Source organism: Bradyrhizobium sp. CW1, from assembly GCF_023100665.1.
GTDB lineage: Bacteria > Pseudomonadota > Alphaproteobacteria > Rhizobiales > Xanthobacteraceae > Bradyrhizobium > Bradyrhizobium canariense_D.
In genome coordinates this window covers 5,167,986-5,187,478 of sequence record NZ_CP064684.1, presented here as the reverse complement: position 1 = coordinate 5,187,478, position 19,493 = coordinate 5,167,986, and the positions used below count along the sequence as shown (strand labels likewise).

The window sequence follows — 19,493 nt, the reverse complement described above, 5'->3', positions numbered from 1 at the left end:
TTGGCAGTCCGATACCGTATTCCTACGTCGGCAGTCGCTCGCAACACAGAAGATGGATCTCCGGCGTGGCCTGATTAACGCTGCAGCGTGAATTCCTCTGCCCCCCGCCGCTGCTCCCACTTCGCCTGTTCCAGCTCGGGCCGGTCGCATTCGACTTCCGGATAGCCGATACAGAGATAGGCGATGAATTTCCAGGTGTCGGGCACGTCGAGAATGGCGTGGATGCGATCCGGATGGAGGATCGATACCCAGCCAAGCCCGATGCCCTCGGCGCGCGCGGCCAGCCACATCGCGGTGATCGCCGCAACCACGGAATATTCCGTCGTCTCCGGCATCGTCGCGCGGCCGAGGCCGTGACCGGTGTCGCTGGCCTTGTCCGCGAACACGGCGAGGTGGCCGGGGGCCTGTTCGAGACCCGACAGTTTCAGCGTGGCATAGCGTGCTGCGCGCTCACCGGCATAGGAATTCAGCGCGTCCGCGTTGCACGCTTTGAAGTCGTCGATCACGGCGCGACGCCGTGCGGCGTCATCGACGATGACGAAGCGCCAGGGCTGGCTGAGGCCGACCGAGGGCGAGAGACAGGCCGTCTCGATCAGGCGATCGATGGCGCCGTCCGGCAACGGATCGGCGCGAAAGCGGCGCACGTCGCGGCGCCACACGAACAGCTCGCGCAAGTGCTGGCGAAAGGTGTCGTCGAACTCGACCATCACGTCAGCCTCCGATCTGGACAGCTGCGGCAACCAGCAGGATCAGGATCTCGCCGGTCTGCTCGAACGCGCCAAGGATGTCGCCGGTCTGCCCGCCGATCTGGCGGATGGCAAGTCGCGCCAGCATCAGGCCGGAGAGGGCGAGCAGGATCAGGCTCACCAGCGCCTTGCCCGGCCCAAGCGCGAGCACGAGCGCGAGGATTCCAACAGCGAATGCGATCGCAACGCTTCGACTCGGCGGTGATCCGGCGCTCGCCGACAGGCCGTCAGGTCGCGCAGGCGCGACCTGCGACATGAAGGCCGGCAAGCCCGCGCGGGCCGCAGTGTGCGCAGCGCACAGTGCGAGCGCGACGGCCCACGGATTGGCGATCGTCGCGAGCGCGCTCCAGCGCAGGCCGAACGACAGGATCAGCGCGCAGACGCCATAGGTGCCGATCCGGCTGTCGCGCATGATCTCGAGCTTGCGCTCGCGGGTGCGGCCGCCGCCGAGCCCGTCGGCGGTATCGGCAAGGCCGTCCTCGTGCAGCGCGCCGGTGACGAGGGCGGTCGCGGCCAGCGCGAGCAGGGCGGCAAGGTTCGGCGACAGACCCAACAGGCTCGCGACCTTGTAGACCAAGGCGCCGGCAAGGCCGACCAGCAGTCCCGCGACTGGAAGAGCCCAGGTCGCGCGTGCGACGGCGCCGTCAGCTGCGGGCTTCGACAATGCGACGGGGAGGATTGTCACGAACGATGCCGCCATCCTGAGATCGGCGATGACGTCTCGCAAAAATTGGTCGCGCGGCATCATTTCAGTTTCATCGGCAGGCCGGCGACGACGAACTCGGCCTCGTCCGCAACGGCGGCGATGGCCTGGTTCATGAAGCCGGCGGCGTCGCGGAAGCTCCGCGCCAGCGCATTGTCGGGGACGATGCCGAGGCCGACTTCGTTGGTGACGAAGACGACGGGGCTCTTCTGGCCGCGCAGGAAGAGGGCGAGCTTCATGACTTCGTGATCCCAGTTGCGCTGCGCAAGCATCATGTTGGAGAGCCACAGGGTCAGGCAGTCCACCAGTCTAGGCCCGCCGCCATCGGTCTCGATCAGCGCCTGCAGAAGATCGAGCGGTACCTCCCGCTCGATCCAATCGGTTGAGCGGCGTCTGCGATGCTTTTCGATGCGTGCTTCCATTTCCGCGTCGAGCGCCTCGGCCGTAGCGATGTAGACGGGTCGGCCCGGAAAGCTGCGTGCGCGTTTTTCCGCATGGGCGCTCTTGCCCGATCGCGCTCCGCCCGTGATCAAGATGACGGCCATAAAAATCTCCTGTGGGTCTGACTAATCACCAAACGCGGCCAAAAACAAAGCCGAAATCCGCCAGCCGGGGGCTTGCGCTCCGGCCGTCGTTTGCGCAACAGGGGCGGGACAGGAGGCGGGTGTGGGTTTTGCGGGTGCGATGGCGGTGGCGATGGTGGTGGATGCCCTGTTGGGCTGGCCGTTGTGGTTGTTCGCGCGGATCGGCCATCCCGTCACCTGGCTGGGCGGGCTGATCTCTGCCATCGACACCTCGTGGAATCGACCGTCCGATCCGCCGGCATTTCGCCGCGCCGCGGGTCTTGCCGGAGCACTCGTCGTGATCGCGCTCGCTGTCGCGCTCGGCTGGGTGCTGCAGTCTCTGCTTCCCTTGGGATTGATCCAGCTCGTGCTGGTCGGGGTTCTGGCCTGGCCGCTGATCGCCTTGCGCTCGTTGCACGACCACGTTGCTGCCGTCGCAAATCCCATGCGGGCCGGTGATATCGCCGCCGCACGCGAGGCGGTCTCGCGCATCGTCGGCCGCGATCCCGCCGCGCTTGACGAGGCCGGGATCGCGCGCGCTGCGATCGAGAGCCTCGCCGAGAATGCGTCCGACGGCATCGTCGCACCGGTGTTCTGGGGCGCGCTGTTCGGTCTGCCCGGCATTTTGGGCTACAAGGCGATCAACACGCTGGACTCCATGATCGGCCATCGCTCTGAACGCCACGAAGCCTTCGGCTGGGCCGCGGCGCGCATCGACGATGTCGCCAATTTCATTCCGGCGCGGCTGACCGGACTTCTGTTCGTGCTGCTGGCGCCACGGCGATCAGAGGCGCTGTCGTGCATGACGCGGGATGCACGCCGTCACCGTTCGCCCAATGCCGGCTGGCCGGAAGCGGCCATGGCGGGCGCGCTTAGTGTGCGGCTCAGCGGTCCGCGGATCTATCACGGCAGCATCACGAACGAGCCATGGCTGAATGAAGCTGCGCGCGATCCGCTTGCCGCCGACATCGATCGAGGCTTGACGGTTTACCGCCGCACCATGCTGCTGCTCGCCGGCATCCTTGCGATCCTGGCCTTCGCGTGAAAGAACAGCGCATGCGCGAGCACGGTGGAAATCTCGATCAGGCCCAGCAGCGCTTCGGCGGTCGCGCGGAGGACTGGATCGATCTGTCGACCGGTATCAACCGCCTGCCTTATCCCGTGGGCGAGGTGAGTTCGCGCGCGTGGAGCGCGTTGCCGTCGCGCGCCGAGATCGAGGCGCTGCATCAGGCGGCGCGGCACGCTTACCGCACGAGCGCGGCGGTTGTCGCGCTTGGCGGCGCACAGGCGGCGATTCAACTGCTGCCGCAACTTGCGCCGCCCGGCCGCGCGCGCATCCTCGCGCCGACCTACAACGAATATGCGGGTGTGCTCTCGGCCGCGGGCTGGGAGGTGGAAGAGGTCAGCGCGCTCGACGCGCTCGCGGGCGCCGACCTCGCCATTGTCGTCAATCCCAACAATCCCGACGGCCGATGTCATACGCCAAAGGATTTGCTGGCGCTGCTGCCGCGCGTCGGCCGTCTCGTCGTCGACGAGAGTTTTGCCGATGTGGCCCCGCAGCTATCGCTTGCATCCGAGGATCGGCCGGGGCTGCTGATCCTGCGCTCCTTCGGAAAGTTTTACGGCCTTGCCGGCCTGCGGCTCGGTTTCGCGCTCGGCAATTCGTCCGATATCGCTAGGCTTGCGGCGATGTCGGGACCTTGGCCCGTCTCGGGAGCGGCAATCGCGATCGGTTGCCGCGCTTTGGGTGACGATGCCTGGGCCGAGGCCACCTCCGCGCGGCTCGCGCGAGACTGCGGTCGCCTCGATCGCATTGTTCAGTCGCAAGGCTGGACGCTCGTTGGCGGGACGCAGCTGTTTCGTCTCTACGAGACGCCCGACGCCCTTGCCGCGCAGGAGAAGCTGGCGCGTCGCCATATCTGGTCGCGCGTATTCGCGCGGGAGCCGACATGGCTGCGCCTCGGGCTTCCGGGCGGCGAACCCGAATGGTCGCGCCTGGCCGAGGCTCTAGCGCGCTAGCGCGAGCAGGCCGCCGACGTCGAGATGTCGCTCGATGTGATCGGCGAGCGCGTCGAGCGCACTCTCGACCCTGGCGTGATAGGGCTCGTCGCCGGCGGGAATGTCGAGCTTCGCCAAAAAGGCCTTGCGGAAATCATCCGACGTGAACAGGCCGTGCAGATAGCTGCCCTGCACGCGTCCGTCGCGCGAGATCGCGCCTTCCGGTTCGCCATTCAGCCTTGCGAATGGCCGCGCGCGATCCGGCCCATCAGTGCGGCCGATGTGGATTTCATAAGCCTCGATCGGCTGATTGGTGGCGGCATGCAGCGCCGCGACGCGTGTCAACGTCTTCTCCGAGCTCATCACCGTTTCCACATCCAGAAGTCCGAGACCCGGTGTGTCGCCGGCGGGGCCCTCGATCCCCTCGGGATCAGCGACGCTGCGTCCGAGCATCTGATAGCCGCCGCAGAGGCCGAGCACATGGCCGCCTCTGCGGTAATGCGCCAGGAGATCGATGTCCCAGCCCTGCGCGCGCAGAAAGGCGAGGTCGCCGCGGGTGGATTTCGAGCCGGGAATGATGACGAGGCGCACGTCGCCGGGAATGGCCTCGCCCGGCCGCACCATCACGAGATCGACGCCAGGCTCGAGCTTGAGCGGATCGAGATCGTCGAAATTGGCGATTCGCGACAGCGCGAGACAGGCGATCTTGCATTGGCCCGGTTTGCGCGCATCGCTCAGGCCCAGCGCATCCTCGGCCGGCAGCTCGCCGGCGCGCGCGAACCAGGGCAGCACGCCGAGGCCGCGCCAGGCGGTCTTTTCTTCGATCAGTCTGTAGCCGTCGTCGAACAATGTGGGATCGCCGCGGAACTTGTTGATGACAAATCCCTGGATCATCGCGGCATCGTCCGGGTCGATCACCGTCTTGATGCCGACGAGTTGCGCGATGACCCCGCCGCGGTCGATGTCGCCAACCAGCACGACCGGCACATCGGCCTTGCGCGCAAAACCCATATTGGCGATGTCGGCCTTGCGCAGGTTCACTTCGGCCGGACTGCCGGCACCCTCCACCAGAACGAGATCGGCGCGCGCCTTCAGCCGCTCGAAGCTCTCCAGCACGGCGCCCATCAATGACGGTTTCATCGCCGCATATTCACGCGCGCGCGCGGTCGCGATGCGTTTTCCTTGCACGATCACCTGCGCGCCGACATCGGTCTCGGGCTTGAGCAGCACCGGGTTCATGTCGGTGTGCGGCTCGACGCCGGCGGCGAGCGCCTGGAGTGCCTGGGCGCGGCCGATCTCGCCGCCGTCAACGGTGACGGCTGCATTGTTCGACATGTTCTGCGGCTTGAACGGGACCACGCGCAGGCCGCGTCGCACAAAGGCGCGTGCGAGGCCGGCAACGATGAGCGACTTGCCCACGTCCGAGCCGGCTCCCTGGATCATCAATGCGCGCGCCATCGCGAGTTTCTTAGAACTCGACGCCGGCTTGCGCCTTGATGCCCGAGCGGAAGGGATGCTTGACCAGCGTCATCTCGGTGACGAGATCGGCGATCTCGATCAGCTCGTCCTTGGCGTTGCGGCCGGTGAGCACGACATGCGTCATCGGCGGCTTCTGCGTCGTGAGGAATTCGACGACCTCCGCGATGTCAAGATAGTCGTAGCGCAGCGCGATGTTGATCTCGTCGAGCACGACCATGCGGAGATTCTGGTCGAGGATCAGCTCCTTGGCCTTCTCCCAGCCGGCGCGCGCGGCGGCGATGTCGCGGGCGCGGTCCTGCGTCTCCCAGGTAAAACCCTCGCCCATGGCGTGGAATTGGCAGAGGTCGCCGAAATGGCCGGTCAGCATGCGGCGCTCGCCGGTGTCCCAGGCGCCCTTGATGAACTGCACGACCGCGCAGGGGAAGCCATGGGCGACGCAGCGGACGATCATGCCGAAGGCCGAAGAGGACTTGCCCTTGCCGGCCCCGGTGTGGATGATGATCAGGCCCTTTTCGCCGCTCTTGGTCGCCATGATCTTGTCGCGGGCGACCTTCTTCTTCGCCATTTTTGAGGCGTGGCGGGCGTCGGTTTCGTCGGCCGTCTGGGTATCCGGTTCTGACGTCATCGGACGGGGTCCTTCGGCTTGACAAGAGGCGGTCGGGGGCAAATGGTGGCCCGGCGTTGGTTCCTGTCCTACGACAGGCGAAGAGGGAATGCGATAGGGTCCGAATCGGCAAGATTTGGTTCCAAAATGCAGCCGCCCCCGCGACCGTGACCGGAGAGATGCCCGAAGCCACTGATCCCCTGGGGATCGGGAAGGCGGGGATCGAAGGGGAAACCCTGCTCCGCAAGCCGGGAGACCTGCCAACGCGGACGATTTTGGACCGGCGGACGGGGTGTTCCGCGACGGGGAAACGGGCCTTCGCAAGAACGGTTCGTGGGCCTCATCGCTTCCCGCTGTTTATTCTGGAAGAAGCGATGACCGTCACACTTCATGTCTGCATTACCTGCCGCGCCGGCGAGACACTTGGCGAAGGCGAGACGACGCCCGGCAAGCGCCTGCATGGCGCGATCCTCGAGGCCGGCGTGCCCGACGGCGTCAGCGTGGTTCCCGTCGAATGCCTGTCTGCATGCAACCAGGGTTGCTCCGTCGCGCTCAGCGCGCCCGGCCGCTGGTCCTATGTCTATGGCCGTCTGTCGGATGCGAATGCGAGCGATGTGGTCGCGGGCGCCGCGGCCTATGCGGCCGCGCCCGACGGCCTCGTGCCCTGGCGCAGCCGCCCGGAGATATTCCGCAAGCAATCGCTTGCCCGCATTCCCCCCATTTCCCCCTTGGCCGTCGTGCCGGAGGCCGCCGAATGAATTCGCTCGCAAAAGTCCCGGTCACGGTCGTCACGGGCTTTCTCGGCTCCGGCAAGACCACGCTGATCCAGCATCTGCTTGCCAATGCCAATGGCAAGAAGCTCGCGGTGCTCGTCAACGAGTTCGGCAGCGAGGGCGTCGATGGCGAGATTCTGAAATCCTGCGCCGATGCGAATTGCCCGGAAGAGAACATCATCGAGCTCGCCAATGGCTGCATCTGCTGCACCGTCGCCGACGATTTTATTCCGACCATGGAGAAGCTGCTGTCGCGGGCCGTCAAGCCCGATCACATCCTGATCGAGACCTCGGGCCTGGCGCTGCCCAAGCCGTTGCTCAAGGCGTTCGATTGGCCGGAGATCCGTTCGCGCATCACGGTCGACGGCGTGATCGCGCTGGCCGACGCCGAAGCTGTCGCCGCCGGCCGTTTTGCGCCCGACCCTGACGCCGTCGAAGCGCAGCGCGCGGCGGACGGCAATCTCGACCATGAGACGCCGCTGTCCGAAGTGTTCGAAGACCAGATCGCCTGCGCCGACATCGTGCTGCTGACCAAGGCCGATCTTGCGGGCGCGGCAGGCCTCGAAGCAGCCAAGGCGGCGATCACCGCCGAGATGTCGCGCCGCGTGCCGATGCTGGCGATCACCGACGGCGCGATCGACGCGCGCCTCATCCTCGGCCTCGGTGCTGCCGCCGAGAACGATCTCGCCGCGCGTCCCTCGCATCACGACGGCGAAGAGGATCACGAGCACGACGATTTTGCGTCCGTCGTGATCGATCTTCCTGAGGTCACCGATATCGAAGCGCTGGTTGCATCCGTTCAGCGTCTGGCGCGCGAGCAGAATGTGCTGCGCGTCAAGGGTTACATCGCGGTGCAAGGCAAGCCGATGCGCCTCTTGCTGCAAGCGGTGGGCGAGCGCGTGCGCCACCAGTTCGACAAGCCCTGGGGCGCGGGCGCGAGGCAGTCAAAGCTGGTCGTGATCGGCGAGCACGGCGATATCGACGAGGCCGCGATCAAGGCGGGACTCGGTCTTTCAGGATCCGGTATCTGATGCACGTCGTCTTCCGCGAGAGCCGCGGTCTCGAGGAGACCGCGATACCAAGGGACATTGGCCAGGACCCGGCCGATCTCGTGGTGCTCTCGTATTCGGATTCCGATCTTGCCGCGTTCGCGGCCGGCTGGCGCCGTGGCCGCGACAGCCTGCCGTCGCTGCGGCTCGTCAATCTCGCAGAACTTCGTCATCCGCTCTCGGTCGACACCTATGTCGAACGCACGCTTGCGCACGCGCGCGGCATTCTCGTGCGTTTGATCGGCGGGGAATCCTATTGGCCGTATGGGCTCGCGGCCCTGCAGCAGCTGGCGAAGGAGCGCGGCATCGTGCTGGCCGTGCTGCCGGCCGACGGCCGCGACGATACGCGGCTGGACGCGTATTCGACCCTGCCGGTCTCGACGTTGCGGCGGCTCAAGGTGCTCTGCGACACCGGCGGCCCCGTCGCGGCGCAAGCCGCGATCGCGCAGCTTGCGCTGGCCTCCGGACTCTATGCGGGGCCAGTTATCGGCGAGATGACAGTGCCCGAGATGGGCTTTTACGACCCCGCGCGCGGCGTCGTCGCCGCGCCGACGTCGGGTGAGGGCAGGCCGCGCGCGCTCGTGACCTTCTATCGCTCCTATCTCACCGCTGCCGACACCGGCCCGGTCGATGCCCTGATCGCCGCATTGCGCGAGAAGGGATTCGACGTGTTTGGTGTGTTCGTCACCTCGCTGAAAGCCGCGGGGGTCGCGGATTGGTTGCGGGTGCATCTTGCGCAAAATCCTCCGGCCGCGATCGTCAATGCGACGGCGTTCTCGGCGATGGGCGACGACGGCACGACGCCGTTCGATGCCGCATCCTGCCCCGTGTTCCAGGTCGCGCTCTCCACGGCCCGCCGCGAGGACTGGGCGAGCTCGCTCCGCGGCCTGTCGCCCGGCGACCTCGCGATGCATGTGGTGCTGCCCGAGGTCGACGGCCGCCTGTTCGCGGGCGTGGTGAGCTTCAAGTCTGCCGCGATGCGCGATCCCGATTTGCAATTTTCGCATCTGGCACACAAGCCCGACGAGGAGCGCGTGAAGGCCGTGGCCGCGCGCGTTGCGGCCTGGCGGCGTCTTGCGGAGACGCCGGCCGCTGACAAGCGGATGGCACTCGTGCTCTCCAACTATCCGGGCCGTCCGCATCAGATCGCGCACGCGGTGGGTCTCGATGCGCTGGCGTCGGTCGAGGCCCTGGTGTCCGATCTCGCGGAGGCCGGCTTCGATCTCGATCCGGTCCATGCGCTCGGTGAGACGCTGCTCAAGCAGACCTTGAGCTGGAGCGTCGCCGATTACCGTGCTGCACTGTCGCGCCTTCCGCAAGTGTTGCAGGATGATCTCGCGCAAGCCTGGGGCGCGCTGGAGACCGATCCGGGTTGTCGCGACGGCGCGTTCCATTTCGCTGCGATTCAATGCGGCCGGTCGATCATCGCGGTTCAGCCGGAGCGTGGCGATGCGACCGCGCGCGATGCCGACTATCACGATCTCGCCCGCACGCCGCGCCATGCCTATGTCGCGTTCTATCTCTGGCTCCGCGAGCAGGGCTGTGATGCCGTCGTGCACATGGGCGCGCACGGCACGCTGGAATGGCTGCCCGGAAAATCCGTGGCGCTGTCGCAGGCGTGCTGGCCGGAAGCCCTGGTCGGCGATTTGCCCGTCATCTATCCCTTCATCGTCAACGATCCCGGCGAGGCCGCGCAGGCCAAGCGGCGCCTGGGTGCCGTCACGATCGGCCATCTGCCGCCGCAACTCGCCGCATCAGCGGTGCCGGACGGGCTGCGCAGGCTCGAACAGCTCCTCGACGAGTACTCGACGGCCGATGGCCTCGATCCCGCCCGCCGCCAGCGTCTGATCGCCGCGATCCGCGATGAGGCACGCGCGGCCGGCCTCGAAGACGATCTTGGCCTCGATGCAGCGGCCGCGCCGGCCGAAGCGATCCCGCGGATCGACCGTTTCGTTTGCGATCTCAAGGAAAGCCAGTTCGGCGACGGCCTGCACGTGTTCGGCCGCGGCGCCTGCGGCGACGCGGAACGCGACGCTTTGCGGGCCGCGCTTGCGGGCCGGCGCGTCGCGCCGGGGCCGTCAGGCTCACCCTATCGCGGCCGTCAGGACGTGCTGCCGACGGGTCGCAATCTCTTTGCCGTCGATCCACGCGCGGTGCCGACGCCGTCGGCGCACGTGCAAGGCATCAAGCTCGCCGAAGAACTGCTACGTCGTCATTTGCAGGATCATGGCGACTGGCCAAAGGGCCTTGTCGTCGATCTCTGGGGCTCGGCGACGATGCGCACCGCGGGCGAAGAGTTTGCCATGGCGCTGCATCTGGCTGGCCTCGCACCGCGCTGGGATCATGCTTCCGGCCGTGTGACCGGCTACGACATCATCGCGCCTGCGGAGCTTGGCCGGCCCCGCATCGACGTCACGCTGCGCGTCTCGGGCCTGTTCCGCGACGTCTTCTCAGGCCTTGCGCAATTGTTCGAGGCGGCAGCCGCGGCGCTGTCGGTCCGCGAGGACGAGGGCGACGAAAATCCATATCGCCATCGCACATCGCGCGTGTTCGCGCCGCGTCCCGGACAATACGGCGTGGGTCTCTCGGCAATCCCGGACGCCTTCACGCCCGAGACGCGCGAAGCCGCCGGCGAAGCGTGGCTCTCGGCATCGTCATGGGCGTTCTCGGCCGATGGCGAAATCAAGCTCGATCGTGCCGGTATCGAGAAGCGGATCGTATCGGCCGATGCTTTTGTTCACATGCAGGATTTGCCGGAAACCGATCTTCTGCTCGCGGCCGACTATGCCGCGCATGAGGCCGGCATTGCGGCTGCCGCGGCCCATCTCGGCGCGGCGGGACCATCGCTCTATCATCTCGATGCGACGCGCCCCGAGCAGCCGCATGCGCGTACGCTGACCGAGGAAATCTCCCGTGTCGTCCGCGCGCGCGCGGCCAACCCGGCCTGGATCGCGGGCATGATGCGCCACGGTTTTCGCGGGGCGGCCGAGATCACCGCGACGCTCGAGCACATGGCCGCCTTCGCGCATCTGGCCGGCGCCGTGCCGCCGCATCTGTTCGACCTCTACTACGATGCGACGCTCGGCCATGACGACGTCCACGCCTTCATGGCCCGCGAAAATCCGGCGGCACTCGCCGCGATGGAAACGTGTTTCACGCGCCTGCATGAAGCCTCGCTCTGGCGAACGCGCCGCAACTCGATTGCGGCTGCGCTGCGGGAGGCCTCATGAGTGCTTCCGTGGTCAAGGGCTGGTGTCCCGGCGCGCTGCGCCCGATGCAATCGGGCGACGGGCTGGTGGCCCGCGTGCGTCCGTTCGGCGGACGGCTCGACGCGGCGCAGATCTCCGGACTGGCTCATCTCGCCGAACGCCATGGCAATGGCCTGATCGACGTGACCAGCCGGGCCAATCTCCAGATCAGGGGCGTCAACGAGACCAGCCACAGGCTGCTGCTCGATGGCCTTTCCCAACTGGCGCTGCTCGACCCGGATGCGGAGACCGAATCCCGTCGCAACATTCTTGTGACGCCGTTCTGGCGTAGCGGGGACGAGACCCAATCGCTCGCCGCCGAGCTCGAGGAGGCGCTCGCCGACAGCCAGCTCGAACTTCCAACCAAGTTCGGCTTCGCCATCGACGACGGCACCTCACGCGTGCTTGCGGGCGATTCCGCCGACGTGCGGATCGAGCGCGATGGTTCCGGCGGACTGCTGGTACGGGCTGATGGCGACAAACTCGGCCGCTCGGTCCCACGTGGCGAGGCCGTGACCACCGCGCTCGCATTCGCCGGCTGGTTCGTGACCTCCGGCGGCGCGAGAGGCGGGCGAGGGCGGATGGCGGCGCATCTTGCAGCCGGTGCAATCTTGCCGGCGGCATTGCGCGGCGAGGCCGAGCCGGCGCCGATCATGGCCGCGGCGCGTCCCGGCCTCTATGCGCAAGGTGCGATGGTCGGGGTCGCCTTCGGACAGATGGCGCATGCAACGCTCAACCAGTTCGCCGGTTGCGGACATGCGCTGCGCATGACGCCGTGGCGGATGGTTTTGAGCGAAGCCAAGCGCGTGATGCCGAACGCGACCGGCCTGATCACCGAGGCCTACGACCCTGCGCTGCGCGTCATCGCCTGTAGCGGTGCGCCACGCTGTCGCGAGGCGCATGCCGATACCCGTGGCCTTGCCGCGGCCCTGGCGCCGAACATCGGCGCGGCCGCACGGCTACACGTCTCCGGCTGTGCCAAGGGCTGCGCCCATTCTGGTCCCGCCGCCATCACTCTGGTCGCGACCGGCGCAGGCTTCGATCTCGTGCGCGCCGGGTCGACGCGCGATGAGCCCATCCTGCGCGGGCTGAATCGCGACGACATCGTCAAAGATCCCTCCATCCTGATGGGAGGGCACTGATGCCGCACACGTACGAGACCGACGGCGCTGCGATCTACCGGCAGTCCTTTGCCACCATCCGGGCCGAAGCCGATCTTGCGCGCTTCACGCCGGACGAGGAGCAGGTGGTGGTGCGGATGATCCATGCCGCCGGCATGGTGGGCCTCGAAGCGCATATCCGCTTCACATCAGGCATGGCGGTCGCCGCACGCGCGGCCTTGCAGAAGGGCGCACCGATCCTGTGCGACGCGCGCATGGTCTCTGAAGGAATTACGCGGGCGCGGCTTCCCGCCGCCAACGCCGTCATCTGCACGCTGGGCGACGAGACCGTTCCCGCGCTCGCGCAGTCCATGCGCAACACCCGTTCGGCCGCGGCCCTGGAGCTGTGGCGGCCGCATCTCGACGGCGCGATCGTGGCGATCGGCAATGCGCCGACCGCGCTGTTCCATCTCCTCAACATGCTGGAGGACCGGGACTGCCCACGGCCCGCGGCAATCATCGGCTGTCCGGTCGGCTTCGTCGGCGCGGCCGAATCCAAGGCTGCGCTGATGGCCGTTTCCCCGGTGCCGGCGCTGACGGTCGAGGGCCGCCTTGGCGGTTCCGCGATCACGGTCGCCGCCGTGAACGCGCTGGCGAGCCGGAGCGAATAGCGATGGGACGCATCATCTGCTGCGGTCTCGGCCCCGGTGACCCTGATATGATGAGCGTGCGCGCCGATCGCACGGTGCGCGGCGCGAGGCATGTCGCCTATTTCCGCAAAAAGGGCCGGCCCGGCCAGGCGCGCCGCATCGTCGAGGGCATGCTGGCTGCCGACGTCACCGAATATCCGATGGAATATCCTGTTACGACCGAGATCGCCTTCGACACGCCTGAATATGTCCAGTTGCTTGCCGGCTTCTACGACGAATGGGCGGAGCGACTGGCGCGGCTGGCGCGCGCGGTCGACGTCGTCGTGCTCTGCGAGGGCGATCCTTACTTCTACGGCTCCTTCATGCATCTGCACATGCGCCTGCAGGGCCGCGTCGAGATCGAGGTGATCGCCGGCATTCCCGGCATGGTCGGCTGCTGGAATGGCGTGGGACAGCCGATTGCGCTCGGCGACGACGTGACGACGGTGCTCATGGGCACGCTCGCCGAGGACGAGCTCGAACGCCGCATGCGCGATTCCGATGCGCTCGTGATCATGAAGACTGGGCGCAATCTCGCGAAAGTGCGCCGCGCGCTCGCTGCCGCCGGACGGCTGGACGATGCGTGGCTGGTCGAGCGCGGCACCATGCCGGGCGAGCGCGTGGTGCGGCTTGCGGAGATCGACGCCGCCGACTGCCCCTATTTTGCGATCGTGCTCGTGCACGGCAAGGGCCGGCATCCGGACGCCGCCGAATGACGGGCACGCTGACCATCGCTGGCCTCGGCCCGGGCAGCGCTGCGCTGGTGACGCCCGAGGTCTCCGCCGCGCTTGCCGCCGCGACCGACATTCTGGGCTACGCGCCCTATGTCGCGCGCGTGCCAGCGCGGGCAGGGCTCACTTTGCATCCTTCCGACAATCGCGAAGAGCTGCAGCGCGCGAGCGAGGCGCTGCGGCTCGCCGCCGAAGGCGGCCAAGTCGTCATCGTGTCCTCCGGCGACCCCGGCGTCTTCGCGATGGCGTCCGCCGTGTTCGAGGCGCTCGAACAGGCGCCGCAATGGCAGGAGCTGCCGATCCGCGTGCTGCCCGGCGTCACTGCGATGCTGGCGGCTGCCGCGCGCGCCGGCGCACCGCTCGGCCATGATTTCTGCGCGATCAATCTCTCCGATAATCTCAAGCCGTGGGCGGTGATCGAGAAGCGCCTGCGGCTCGCCGCGGAAGCCGATTTTGCCATCGCGATGTACAATCCGCGCTCGGCGAGCCGGCCGGAAGGATTTGGCCGTGCGCTCGCGGTGCTGAACGAGGCCGGCTGTGGCGACCGTCTTGTGATTTTCGCGCGCGCGATCAGCGCCGCCGACGAAAAGATCGAGACCGTCAGGCTGAACGAAGCCCGGCCCGAGATGGCCGACATGCGCACGCTGGTGATCGTCGGCAACTCGCAGACACGCCGCGTCGGCCGCTGGGTCTATGCGCCGAGGCAGGCCCGATGACCGAGCCACTGCATGATCTCGGCCACGCTCTCGACCCGCAAGCGTTCCGGCAGTTGCGGCCGCGAGATCATGATCACGGGCAGGCCGAGCCTGCGGGCGGCGTCGATCTTGGCGCGCGCGCCGTCGCCGCCGGAATTGCGGGCGACGATCCGGGTGATGCCTCGCGCGCGCAGCATCTCCAGTTCGCCCTCAAGCGTAAACGGCCCACGCGACACGATGACGTCCGCGGCGAAGGGCAGCGGCGCATCGGGCGGATCGACGAATCTCAGCGTGTAGGCGTGCTGCGGCTTGGTCGCGAACGGCGCGATGTGCTGGCGGCCGATGGCGAGGAACACATTTGCCGGCACTTCAGGCAGTGCGGTGACCGCGGCGTCGACATCAGGTATTTCGATCCAGTTGTCGCCGGGCGCTTTGGTCCACGGCGCTCGCTCGAGAGCGATCAGCGGCGTGCCGGTTTCCGCACATGCCGCGACCGCATTGCGGCTCATCTCGGCGGCAAAGGGATGCGTCGCGTCGATTACATGCGTGATGTGTTCCCGACCAATGTAATCGACAAGTCCGCTTGCGCCGCCAAAACCGCCGATCCGCGTCGGCAACGGCTGACCGGCGGGCGCGCGGGTGCGGCCGCCATAGGAATACACGGCATCGACGCCGGCGCGCGCGATCTCCGCCGCGAGCAGGCTCGCGTCGGCCGTTCCGCCCAGAATGAGGGCGCGCGTCATGGCTGATCCCTGGCTGACCATCATCGGTATCGGCGAAGATGGCCTTGCCGGGCTGTCCGAGGCAAGCCGAAAGGCGCTCGATGATGCCGAAACTGTCTTTGGCGGTGAACGGCATCTTGCACTCGCCGGCATAACCGGGCGCGGCCGTCCATGGCCGGTGCCGTTCGATGCAGAAATCGTGTTGAGCTGCCGTGGTCGCCCGACGGCGGTGCTCGCCTCCGGCGATCCGTTCTGGCACGGGGCCGGCGCGAGCCTCGCCGAGAAGCTCCATGGCGACGAATGGATCGCGTATGCGGCTCCCTCGACATTCTCGCTCGTTGCTGCGCGGCTTGGCTGGCGTCTGGAATCCGTTGCCTGTCTCGGTCTCCACGCCGCGCCATTCGAGCGTCTCGTGCCACACCTGGCGCGAGGGGCACGCATCATTTGTCTCGTGCGCGACGCAAAGGCGGCAGGCGATCTCGCGAAATGGCTGACGGCGCGCGGATGGGGTGCCTCGGCATTCTGGACACTCGCTGCGCTTGGCGGGCCGCGCGAAAGGATCAACGCGCATCGCGCCGACAGCTTCGCAGGCGATCTTGCCGGAAATCTGGTCGCGGTAGCCGTTGAGGCGGCGGGCGCGCAGGGCATCCCCCACAGCTCGGGACTATCGGACGAACTCTTCGTCCATGACGGCCAGATCACCAAGCGTCCGGTCCGTGCGCTCGCGCTTTCGGCGCTGGCGCCGCGTCCCGGTGAACGGCTATGGGACATCGGTGCGGGCTCGGGCTCGATCTCGGTCGAGTGGACGCTGTGCGGGGGCACCGCGATCGCCGTCGAGGCGCGCGAGGATCGCGCAGCGAACATTCGCAGCAATGCGACGGCGTTCGGGTTGGCACATCGGATCACAGTCATCGCGGGAAAAGCGCCTGAAACCCTTGCTACGCTGGACGGGCCTGACGCCGTGTTCATCGGCGGCGGTCTCGACATCGCGATGTTCGACGCCATCTGGCCGCGGCTCTCGCCCGGTACGCGGCTGGTCGCGCATTCAGTAACGTTGGAGACGGAAGCGTTGCTCGGTGAGCTGCACCAGCGCCAGGGCGGCGAATTGATGCGGGTCGAGATTGCGCATGCCGCTTCGCTCGGCCGCTACCGGTCCTGGGAGGCCGTGCGGCCCGTGGTGCAATGGAGCGCGGTCCGATGAAGGTCGCCGGGCTCGGATTCAAGCGGGACGTCACGCTGGCCTCGCTGCGTGAGGCGCTTCTGGCGGCCGGTGGTCCCGAAGGCCTCGCAGCAGTGGCGACGGTCAGCGATAAGGCCGACGAGGAGGTGTTGAAGCAGCTCGCGCGCGAATGCGGCTTGCCGATCAAGGCGGTTGCCGCCGAAATGCTTGTTGGCATCGACACGCCGACGCAGTCAAAGCTCGTCGTGGAAAAGTTCGGGACGGGATCGGTTGCCGAGGCGGCGGCGCTCGCAGCGGCCGGACCTCGCGCGCGATTGATTGCGACGCGGGTGGTCTCGCAGGATCGCACCGCGACCGCGGCGATCGCGGAAGGAGACGGCGCATGACGGTGCATTTCATCGGGGCAGGGCCAGGCGCTCCTGACTTGCTGACGTTGCGCGGCCGCGATCTCATCGCCGCCTGTCCGGTCTGCCTCTATGCTGGCTCACTTGTGCCCGAGGGCGTCTTGGCGCATTGCCCGCCCGGGGCGCGGATCGTCAACACCGCGCCGCTGTCGCTCGATGAGATCGTCGCGGAGATCGCCGCCGCCCATGCCGATGGCAAGGACGTTGCGCGGCTGCATTCCGGTGATCTCTCGATCTGGTCGGCGATGGGCGAACAGCTCCGCCGCCTGCGCACGCTCGACATTCCCTACACGGTCACGCCCGGCGTTCCCTCTTTCTCGGCCGCCGCGGCTGCGCTGGAGGCCGAGCTGACGCTGCCCGGCCTTGCCCAGACCGTGGTGCTGACGCGCACGCCGGGCCGCGCCAGCGCGATGCCCGAAGGCGAGAAGCTTGCCGCCTTCGCCGCCACCGGCGCGGTGCTCGCGATCCATCTGTCGATTCATCTGCTCGACAAGGTCGTCGCTGAGCTGACGCCGCATTATGGCGCGGATTGCCCGGTCGCGATCGTCTGGCGTGCGAGCTGGCCCGAGCAGCGCATCATCCGCGCCACGCTCGCAACACTCGACGCTGCGGTCGGGGGCGAGATGGAGCGCACCGCGTTGATCCTGGTCGGCAAGACGCTGGGCTCGGCGGATTTTTCCGAGAGCCGTCTCTATGCTGCCGACTATGACCGCCGCTATCGGCCGGTCGGCGCCGAGCCGCGCTTTCCGGAGGTGTCGTGATGGCGGCAGGGCTCGTTATCTCCGCGCCGGCCTCCGGCGTCGGCAAGACCACACTGACGCTGGCGCTTGCTCGCGCCTGGCGCAACAGCGGATTGCGGGTGCAGTGCTTCAAGAGCGGCCCCGATTACATCGATCCCGCGTTTCATGCCGCCGCGACGGGACGCGCCTCGGTCAATGTCGACAGTTGGGCGATGGATCGCGGGACAATCTCGCATCTCGTCAGTCGCGGCATTGACGCCGATGTCGTGCTGGCCGAAGGCTCGATGGGTCTGTTCGACGGCGTCGCCGCGCGTGGCGTCTGCGGCACCGGGGCGACCGCCGACATCGCGGAGATGCTGGACTGGCCGGTGCTGCTGGTGATCGATCCCTCAGGACAGGCACAAACGGCGGCCGCGATCGCGGCGGGCCTTCGCGACTACCGCCCCGGTGTGCGCCTTGCAGGCGTCGTGCTCAATCGCGTTGCCAGCCCGCGCCACGAAGCCCTCGTGCGGCGCGCGCTGCTGGATGCCGGCATCGCCGTATTCGGCGCGCTGCCGCGCCATGCCGAGATCAGCCTGCCGAAGCGGCATCTCGGACTGGTGCAGGCCGAGGAGCAGGCGGAAATCGGCAAGCTGATCGACGAGGCCGCGCGCTTCGTTGCCGAGCATGTCGATCTCGACGCGGTGCTGCGTTCGGCGGCCACCTGGTCGCCGCAACCTGCCGCAAGCGGCGTCAACGTGACGCCGCCCGGCCAGCGCATTGCGCTTGCCCGTGATGCCGCGTTCTCCTTCGTCTATCCGCACATGCTGGAAGCGTGGCGCGCGGCGGGTGCGGAGATCTCGACATTCTCGCCGCTCGCCGATGAAGCCCCTGATCCGGTCGCCGATGTGTGCTGGCTGCCTGGCGGCTATCCCGAGCTGCAGGCCGGCAGGATCGCTGCCAATGCGCGCTTCCGCAGCGGATTGCGCGCCTTCGCCGAGACGCGCCCGGTGCACGGCGAATGCGGGGGCTATATGGTGCTGGGCACCGCTTTGACCGACGCCGATGGCATCAGCCACGAGATGACGGGCCTGCTCGGCCTGGAGACGAGCTTTGCCAAGCGCCGCATGCATCTGGGCTATCGTCTGGCCGAGCTCGCCGCGCCGATGCCGGGTCATCAGGCGGGTGCACGCCTGCGTGGCCATGAATTCCACTATTCGACCATAGTCGCGCAGCCCGACACGGCGCTGGCGGTCGTGCACGACGCGACAGGTGCGGTCATTGCCGAGACCGGCTCGCGGCGGGGACAAGCCACCGGCACGTTCTTCCATCTGATCGCGGAGGACCGGTGAGCGGTTTTGTCTCCTTTGTCTCCGCCGGGCCCGGCGATCCCGAGCTGCTCACGCTCAAGGGTGCAGCGCGGCTGCGCGAGGCCGACGTTGTGCTCTATGACGATCTTGCTTCAGGCGCGATCCTCGATCTGGCCCGGCCCGGCGCCAATCTCGTCGCGGTGGGAAAGCGGGCAGGGCGGGCCTCGACCAAGCAGCACCATGTCAACCGCCTGCTGGTCGACTATGCCGTGACAGGCGCGCGCGTGGTCCGGTTGAAGTCGGGCGATGCCGGCATCTTTGGCCGGCTCGAGGAGGAGCTCGAGACGCTGCGTGAAGCGGGCATCGGCTACGAGATCATTCCCGGCGTCACCTCGGCCTGTGTCGCCGCCGCGCAAGCCGGCATTCCGCTGACCCGGCGTCACACCTCGCGCCGCGTGCAGTTCGTGACCGGGGCGGACGTCACCGGCGAGCTGCCGCCAGATCTCAATTGGGCGGCGCTGGCCGATCCGGAGGCGACGACCGTGGTCTATATGGGCCGGCGGACGTTTCCGGCGTTGGTCGTCAAATTGATCGAGCACGGGCTCGCCCCAACCACGCCGGCGTTGTTTGCCGAATCGCTCGGCCGTCCCGATGAGCGGCTGGTCCGCACCACCATTTCGGAACTTGCAGAGCAGCTTGCGCGGGGCGGAGCGGCCTCCACGGCGGCCGTCATCCTGTTCGGCGCGCTGGCGGGGAATTATCCGTCATGACCGCCTCGTC

Annotated in this window: 20 protein-coding genes and 1 riboswitch; of the genes, 14 read left to right on the top strand and 6 right to left on the bottom strand. The window is 67.5% G+C overall.

Annotation, left to right across the window (positions count from 1 at the left end):
- Positions 1-74 precede the first annotated feature (74 nt).
- From bluB to cobU, 3 genes are read right to left on the bottom strand one after another with little or no spacing between them, the layout of a single operon-like run.
- Entirely contained in the window at positions 75-707 is a 633-nt protein-coding gene (gene bluB / locus IVB54_RS25470; RefSeq protein ID WP_026233630.1) for a 5,6-dimethylbenzimidazole synthase, read from the bottom strand.
- A 4-nt stretch (positions 708-711) separates the two neighbouring features.
- Positions 712-1,494, bottom strand: coding sequence for an adenosylcobinamide-GDP ribazoletransferase (cobS, locus tag IVB54_RS25465; protein WP_018458652.1), 783 nt, complete (start codon positions 1,492-1,494; stop codon positions 712-714).
- A complete protein-coding gene (gene cobU, locus IVB54_RS25460; RefSeq protein WP_018458653.1) occupies positions 1,491-1,994 on the bottom strand; it encodes a bifunctional adenosylcobinamide kinase/adenosylcobinamide-phosphate guanylyltransferase in 504 nt (167 codons plus the stop codon). Before cobU ends, cobS begins: the two co-directional genes overlap by 4 nt.
- Before the next feature lie 121 nt (positions 1,995-2,115).
- Between cobU and cbiB the strand changes: the two genes are divergently transcribed.
- Both cbiB and cobD read left to right on the top strand, forming a co-directional pair.
- Positions 2,116-3,057, top strand: coding sequence for an adenosylcobinamide-phosphate synthase CbiB (gene cbiB, locus IVB54_RS25455; protein WP_026233631.1), 942 nt, complete (start codon positions 2,116-2,118; stop codon positions 3,055-3,057).
- An 11-nt stretch (positions 3,058-3,068) separates the two neighbouring features.
- Positions 3,069-4,031 carry a threonine-phosphate decarboxylase CobD gene (gene cobD / locus IVB54_RS25450; RefSeq protein ID WP_018458655.1) on the top strand — a complete coding sequence of 321 codons (963 nt, stop codon included), beginning with the start codon at positions 3,069-3,071 and terminating at the stop codon, positions 4,029-4,031.
- Here the strand turns inward: cobD and IVB54_RS25445 are convergent.
- Positions 4,020-5,468, bottom strand: coding sequence for a cobyric acid synthase (locus IVB54_RS25445; RefSeq protein WP_018458656.1), 1,449 nt, complete (start codon positions 5,466-5,468; stop codon positions 4,020-4,022). The two genes, cobD and IVB54_RS25445, sit on opposite strands and share 12 nt — an antisense overlap.
- Positions 5,469-5,478: 10 nt before the next feature.
- Positions 5,479-6,114: a cob(I)yrinic acid a,c-diamide adenosyltransferase gene (gene cobO / locus IVB54_RS25440; RefSeq protein ID WP_026233632.1), complete on the bottom strand. Its 636-nt coding sequence runs from the start codon at positions 6,112-6,114 to the stop codon at positions 5,479-5,481.
- A 40-nt stretch (positions 6,115-6,154) separates the two neighbouring features.
- Positions 6,155-6,373, top strand: a riboswitch (cobalamin riboswitch).
- A gap of 94 nt (positions 6,374-6,467) precedes the next feature.
- On the opposite strand from cobO, the gene IVB54_RS25435 reads away from it, so the two are divergent.
- Genes IVB54_RS25435 through cobJ form a run of 7 tightly spaced genes read left to right on the top strand, consistent with a single transcriptional unit; the run spans position 6,468 to position 14,399 of the window.
- Positions 6,468-6,851: a DUF1636 domain-containing protein gene (locus IVB54_RS25435; RefSeq protein ID WP_018458658.1), complete on the top strand. Its 384-nt coding sequence runs from the start codon at positions 6,468-6,470 to the stop codon at positions 6,849-6,851.
- A complete protein-coding gene (cobW, locus tag IVB54_RS25430) occupies positions 6,848-7,897 on the top strand; it encodes a cobalamin biosynthesis protein CobW (RefSeq protein WP_018458659.1) in 1,050 nt (349 codons plus the stop codon). Before IVB54_RS25435 ends, cobW begins: the two co-directional genes overlap by 4 nt.
- Positions 7,897-11,145 (top strand): cobaltochelatase subunit CobN, encoded by a 3,249-nt coding sequence (gene cobN, locus IVB54_RS25425; protein WP_018458660.1) that lies wholly within the window; start codon positions 7,897-7,899, stop codon positions 11,143-11,145. Before cobW ends, cobN begins: the two co-directional genes overlap by 1 nt.
- A complete protein-coding gene (gene cobG / locus IVB54_RS25420; protein ID WP_018458661.1) occupies positions 11,142-12,305 on the top strand; it encodes a precorrin-3B synthase in 1,164 nt (387 codons plus the stop codon). The genes cobN and cobG overlap by 4 nt, the downstream gene beginning before the upstream one ends.
- Positions 12,305-12,934: a precorrin-8X methylmutase gene (locus tag IVB54_RS25415; RefSeq protein ID WP_018458662.1), complete on the top strand. Its 630-nt coding sequence runs from the start codon at positions 12,305-12,307 to the stop codon at positions 12,932-12,934. The genes cobG and IVB54_RS25415 overlap by 1 nt, the downstream gene beginning before the upstream one ends.
- 2 nt (positions 12,935-12,936) lie before the next feature.
- Positions 12,937-13,668: a precorrin-2 C(20)-methyltransferase gene (locus tag IVB54_RS25410; RefSeq protein ID WP_026233633.1), complete on the top strand. Its 732-nt coding sequence runs from the start codon at positions 12,937-12,939 to the stop codon at positions 13,666-13,668.
- A complete protein-coding gene (cobJ, locus tag IVB54_RS25405) occupies positions 13,665-14,399 on the top strand; it encodes a precorrin-3B C(17)-methyltransferase (RefSeq protein ID WP_018458664.1) in 735 nt (244 codons plus the stop codon). Before IVB54_RS25410 ends, cobJ begins: the two co-directional genes overlap by 4 nt.
- On the opposite strand, the gene IVB54_RS25400 is transcribed toward cobJ, so the two are convergent.
- Positions 14,375-15,121 (bottom strand): cobalt-precorrin-6A reductase, encoded by a 747-nt coding sequence (locus IVB54_RS25400; RefSeq protein WP_018458665.1) that lies wholly within the window; start codon positions 15,119-15,121, stop codon positions 14,375-14,377. The two genes, cobJ and IVB54_RS25400, sit on opposite strands and share 25 nt — an antisense overlap.
- On the opposite strand from IVB54_RS25400, the gene IVB54_RS25395 reads away from it, so the two are divergent.
- The 5 genes from IVB54_RS25395 to cobA are packed head-to-tail and all read left to right on the top strand — an operon-like array spanning position 15,120 to position 19,483.
- Entirely contained in the window at positions 15,120-16,301 is a 1,182-nt protein-coding gene (locus IVB54_RS25395; RefSeq protein WP_018458666.1) for a bifunctional cobalt-precorrin-7 (C(5))-methyltransferase/cobalt-precorrin-6B (C(15))-methyltransferase, read from the top strand. The two genes, IVB54_RS25400 and IVB54_RS25395, sit on opposite strands and share 2 nt — an antisense overlap.
- Positions 16,298-16,666: a cobalamin biosynthesis protein gene (locus IVB54_RS25390; protein ID WP_018458667.1), complete on the top strand. Its 369-nt coding sequence runs from the start codon at positions 16,298-16,300 to the stop codon at positions 16,664-16,666. Before IVB54_RS25395 ends, IVB54_RS25390 begins: the two co-directional genes overlap by 4 nt.
- Positions 16,663-17,445 (top strand): precorrin-4 C(11)-methyltransferase, encoded by a 783-nt coding sequence (gene cobM / locus IVB54_RS25385; RefSeq protein WP_018458668.1) that lies wholly within the window; start codon positions 16,663-16,665, stop codon positions 17,443-17,445. The genes IVB54_RS25390 and cobM overlap by 4 nt, the downstream gene beginning before the upstream one ends.
- A complete protein-coding gene (locus IVB54_RS25380) occupies positions 17,445-18,755 on the top strand; it encodes a cobyrinate a,c-diamide synthase (protein WP_018458669.1) in 1,311 nt (436 codons plus the stop codon). The genes cobM and IVB54_RS25380 overlap by 1 nt, the downstream gene beginning before the upstream one ends.
- Positions 18,752-19,483: a uroporphyrinogen-III C-methyltransferase gene (gene cobA / locus IVB54_RS25375; protein ID WP_018458670.1), complete on the top strand. Its 732-nt coding sequence runs from the start codon at positions 18,752-18,754 to the stop codon at positions 19,481-19,483. The genes IVB54_RS25380 and cobA overlap by 4 nt, the downstream gene beginning before the upstream one ends.
- Positions 19,484-19,493 lie beyond the last annotated feature (10 nt).